4 protein-coding genes and 1 pseudogene are annotated in these 4,114 nt (G+C 71.5%); 2 read left to right on the top strand and 3 right to left on the bottom strand.

The window, feature by feature from the left end; all coding sequences use genetic code 11:
• The coding region (locus tag CM1CMNOD_RS06855) for a DUF3516 domain-containing protein (protein WP_131773905.1) at positions 1 to 426 on the top strand (426 nt) is incomplete at its 5' end.
• A gap of 228 nt (positions 427 to 654) precedes the next feature.
• Here CM1CMNOD_RS06855 and CM1CMNOD_RS06850 read toward each other — a convergent pair.
• Complete coding sequence (locus CM1CMNOD_RS06850) at positions 655 to 1,281, bottom strand: NADAR family protein (protein WP_013872940.1); 627 nt, start codon at positions 1,279 to 1,281, stop codon at positions 655 to 657.
• A 216-nt stretch (positions 1,282 to 1,497) separates the two neighbouring features.
• Positions 1,498 to 2,022, bottom strand: a complete 525-nt coding sequence (locus CM1CMNOD_RS06845) for a hypothetical protein (protein WP_131789561.1) — start codon at positions 2,020 to 2,022, stop codon at positions 1,498 to 1,500.
• Positions 2,023 to 2,121: 99 nt separating this feature from the next.
• On the opposite strand from CM1CMNOD_RS06845, the pseudogene CM1CMNOD_RS06840 reads away from it, so the two are divergent.
• Positions 2,122 to 3,000, top strand: a pseudogene (locus CM1CMNOD_RS06840) (exodeoxyribonuclease III); the annotation flags it as partial.
• Between the two features lie 322 nt (positions 3,001 to 3,322).
• Here CM1CMNOD_RS06840 and CM1CMNOD_RS06835 read toward each other — a convergent pair.
• A complete protein-coding gene (locus CM1CMNOD_RS06835) occupies positions 3,323 to 3,862 on the bottom strand; it encodes an Hsp20/alpha crystallin family protein (RefSeq protein WP_013872937.1) in 540 nt (179 codons plus the stop codon).
• Between the last annotated feature and the right edge of the window lie 252 nt (positions 3,863 to 4,114).

The following is a 4,114-nucleotide window of genomic DNA, read 5'->3' as shown; positions in this document are numbered from 1 at the left end:
CTGCGCAGCCCCACCCCGGACGGGCCGCCCGTGCGCGTCGACGCCCCGCCCCCGGCGGTCACCGCCAACGCACGCGCGTTCCGGGTGCTCGTCCGCAACGCGCTGTTCCGCCGGGTGGAGCTCGCCGCGCTGCGGCGCTACGAAGACCTCGGCGCGCTCGACGCGGACGCGGGCTGGGACGCCGACCGGTGGGCGGGGGCGCTGCGGCCGTACTTCGACCTCCACGACGAGATCGGCACCGGCCCCGACGCCCGCGGCCCCGGACTTCTGATCATCAACACCGAACCGGGCCGCTGGACGCTGCGGCAGATATTCGCCGACCCGGCCGGCGACCACGACTGGGGCATCAGCGCCGAGGTCGACCTCGCAGCCTCCGACGACGCCGGCACCGCCGTCCTGCGCGTCACCGCCGTCGACCAGCTCTGACGCCCCGGCCGCGCCACCGCAGCCCTGCCCGGGAGGCACTCCGAATCCCCTGACGCTCTCCTGACGCTCCCGGAGCGCGCAAGAAAGACGATCACGGCAGTGAGGGAACAAGTGGCTGCCACAGCAACCACTTACGTACTCACTCCGGCAAGGGGGAACGGGGGACGGGCGGACGCATCCGGTGGGTCGGGTGCGGCTGTTCGGGCGTGCTCGTGGCCGGAGGTGTGATCATGTGGAGTCATGTGACGCGGCGTCACGCAGCATGGCCCGCACCCGCATGAGGGCGAAGCCGAGCAGGTTGCGGCCGGGCCAGGCCGAGGGCCGGTGGGCGCGGTTGTCGTCGGCGGCCAGGCCGATGCCCCACACCCGGTCCAGCGGACTCGCCTCGACCAGGATCCGGTCCCCCGTGCCGAACAGGTAGTTGCGCAGCGACGGATGCTGGGAGAACTTCGCCGCGTTGCCCTGGACCACGATGTCGAAGCAGTGCTCGTTCCACACCGTCTCGTCGAAACCGCGGACCTGCCGCCCGTGCTTCTTCGCGGCGGCGGGATCGGAGGTGGCGAGCACCCCCCGCGCGGCAACAAGATCGCCGAATAACCGGGCCTTGCGTTCCATCATGAAGTGCTCGGCCGTGGGGTAACGCACCCCGTTCACGGTGAATGCAGACGGCCACCACTGGCTCAGGCATCCCGTACCGACACTGCGGCCACCACCGCGCGGTGACCGGTGACCCCAGAAGAACAGAAGATCCAGTTCCTGCCCGGCCTGCTCCAGCAGGACCAGGTCCTCGACTTGGGACGCGTTCTGCGGTGTGGTTGGTCTCTCCGGTGTGGTTGGCGTGGTCGGTATGGTCACGGCCCTGATGGTCGCACGAGCGGCCCGGCCCTCAACAGCGCTTCAACGGCATTCGTCCGAGCGCGAACCAACCCGAACCCAACCGCCGCGGGCATCAACGACCGCGGGCATCCGGCGCGAAGATGGCAAAACCGGCCAGCCGCCGGCCGCCACAAGCGCTGTGACTACCGCAGGTACTTGCCGATCACCTCAGGTGTCGGCCGCTGTGAGCGCTGGTCACCCTGAGCACTTGTTGTCGATCCAGTCGGCGAGCTGCCCCCGAAGCTCGAGATCCCCGGGGTTGTGTGACACCTGGTCGGCGAGCTGCCGGACGTTCCCGTCCGGCGCGAGATCGCGGACCGTCAGGGCGACCAGCCGGGCCACGTCCACGCTCGCGCGCACGTCCGCCGCCCGGGCCTCGATCTGCGAGCAGAGCGTGTCGGTGCCGGCCTGTCTGGTCTCCTCGGACACCGCGCCGCAGCCGGCCAGGCCGACGGTCATCGCCACGACGGCGGCCGTGGCGGCCAGCCGGCCGACCAGCAGGGTACGTCTGGGAACCCGGGTTCGGCCGAACATCGGGGCTCGACCGGACGCCTGAACCTGGCCGGGAGGCTGGGCGTGGTCGGAAGCCGTAGTGGGCATGGTCCGGTCTTCCTCCTGGCGTTCGGCAGGCCGCCAGCTCCTGGCGCTGCCGCGGGCGATGTCCCGGCCGATCGTAGCGATCGCCTGGCGGCCGGCCGCCGGCAGCGGCCAGCAGCCCACGCACCGGTCCGTGGGCACCGGGCGCCGCCGGCCCGTGGCCATCGGTTCGCGGGTACCACTGTCGTCAGGGGCGGCGCCGACGGACTAACGTCGGATGGTGTGCGGGTGGCAACCTGGAACATCAACTCGGCGAAGGCGCGGCAGGCCCGTCTGATCGAATGGCTGGACCGGGCCCAGCCGGACGTCGTGTGCCTCCAGGAGACCAAGCTCTCCGACGCGGCCTTCCTCGAGCTCTTCGACGAGGATCTCTTCCGGCGCGGTTACCGTGTCGCCCACCACGGTGACGGACGCTGGAACGGCGTCGCGATCTTCTCACGGGCCGGGCTCGACGACGTCGAGGCCGGGCTCGCGGACGGCCCGGGCTTCCCCGCGCCCGAACCGCGGGCGCTCGCCGCGACCTGCGGCGGCATCCGGATCTGGTCGCTGTACGTGCCGAACGGGCGCGCGGTCGACGATCCGCACTACGCGTACAAGCTCACCTGGCTCGCCGCGCTGCGCGCGTCCGTTGAGAAGGCCCTCACGACCGCTCCGGTGATCGCCTGCGGCGACTTCAACATCGCTCCGACCGATGCCGACGTCTGGGATCCCGCCGCCTTCGCCGGTGCCACGCACGTCACCGACGCCGAGCGGCGGGCGCTGCGTGAGCTGACCGACCTCGGCCTGGTCGACGTCATGCGCAGACGCTGGCCGGACGAGCAGGTCTTCACCTACTGGGACTACCGGGCGCTGATGTTCCCGAAGAACATGGGTATGCGTATCGATCTCCTCCTCGCCAGCGACAGCCTGGTCGACCGGGTACGCGCGGTGTGGGTCGACCGACAGGCCCGCAAGGGCACGGGCACCTCCGACCACGCGCCGGTGATCGTCGACCTTGACGAGGCACCGGACGGCGACATCGGCCCGATGGTCCCGCCCCCGTCCCCACCGCGGGCGGCCGGCACCCGGCGCCGCGCACCGGGAGGCCCGGGACGGACGGGGGCGGGACGAACCGCGGCGGAACCGAACGCGCCAGGCCGCCATCGCGCCGGCCCCGACACCGCCGGCCCAGGTGTCACGAAGCCGGACGTCACCAGCCCGGATGCCGCGGATACGGGCACCCTGGAGGCGGGCGGCACGGATACCCGAGCGAACTGACCGCCGCGCCGGGGCACGGAGGACCGGCCCGCGGTGCGGCCCGGTGACAGTTCAGCGATGGCAGTTCAGCGGTGGCCGCCCGGCGGCGCCGCGGAGCGTTCCGACACCACCGGGCGGCAGGTCGCCGCCGCGGTCGACTACCCGCGGTCAGCGGCCCGGCATCCGCTCAGGACTCGACCGCCGGCGTGTGCCCAGGCTCGTCCGAGTGGCTCTCCGAACTGTCAGCCGACCCGGCGCCCGGCAGCGCCGAGGACGCGCCCGGGTTGACCGGGATGCGCGTCCCGTAGGCGGGCGCGAGCGCGCCCGCGAGCCGGACCGACAGCACGCCCTTGTCGTAGGTCGCGGAGATCTGGTCGGCGCCTACTCCCTCCGGCAGGTTGAACTCGCGGTGGAAGGCGCCGTACCGGCGTTCCCGCACGACGACACGCCCGCTGTCGCTCTCGCGGGTGTCGGCGCGCTCACCGCGGATGACCAGCCGGCCGCGCTCCAGTTCGACCGTGACGTCCTTCTCGATGTCGGCGCCGGGGAGCTCGAGGTGGACAACGACATCGTTACCCTCGGTAACCACGTCTGCCAACGGAGCGAAGCCGAGGCGCGGTATCCGTGCCCGCTCGGGGGCGGCGTCCCAGCTACGCCGGACGATCTCGTGGAACTCGCGGTCCAGACGACCGAAGGCAGCGAACGGCTCCCACAGGTAGGTGCTCATGGCTACTCCCTTCCTTCCAGCGTCGACCCCTGCACCGGCCAACTACCAACCGAAGGCTAACATCACCGGATCTGGATCATCTCAGTGTTGTTGAGTCTAGCAGACTCATACTTATGAACGAGCACTGAAGCAGTACAGTTCCCGACGCCGTGGCAGACTCTCCGGCCCGCCGGTCAACACCCGGCCCGTACGGCGTCGCCCCACCTGACGTCGCCCCACCCGACGTCGCCCCACCCGACGTCGGGTGGGGCG

This window comes from Protofrankia symbiont of Coriaria myrtifolia, assembly GCF_900634755.1.
Lineage (GTDB): Bacteria > Actinomycetota > Actinomycetes > Frankiales > Frankiaceae > Protofrankia > Protofrankia coriariae.
Note: the sequence above shows the minus strand (reverse complement) of the source record. Positions and strands in the feature narration are given on the sequence as shown.